Source organism: Paraburkholderia sp. J7 (assembly GCF_905220155.1).
GTDB lineage: Bacteria > Pseudomonadota > Gammaproteobacteria > Burkholderiales > Burkholderiaceae > Paraburkholderia.
The window spans coordinates 1-283 of record NZ_CAJMYZ010000132.1 but is presented as its reverse complement, the minus strand read 5'-3'; the positions used below and the strand labels follow the sequence as shown (position 1 = coordinate 283).

The 283-nt window shown below is 68.6% G+C and carries 1 protein-coding gene; it reads left to right on the top strand.

All coding sequences use genetic code 11. The features are described from left to right. On the top strand, positions 1 to 283 hold a 283-nt coding region (locus tag U5A58_RS40650; RefSeq protein WP_321965479.1), incomplete at both ends, for a LysR substrate-binding domain-containing protein.

The following is a 283-nucleotide window of genomic DNA, read 5'->3' as shown; positions in this document are numbered from 1 at the left end:
GGCGCGCGAAATGTCGGTGCAGCCGCGCGGGCTGGTGCGCCTGGCCGTGCCGATGTCGTTCGGGCTGCGCTGGGTCGCGCCGCTGCTGCCGGGGTTCTTCCGCGCGTATCCGGAAGTGTCGATCGACCTGCATCTGTCGGATGCGTCGGTCGATCTGGTCGCCGATGGATTCGACGCCGCGCTGCGTATTGCCGCGTTGCCCGATTCGTCGCTGGTGGCGCGGCGGCTATGTGCGGTGACGCAATACGTGGTGGCGTCGCCGGAATATCTGGCGCGCGAAGGA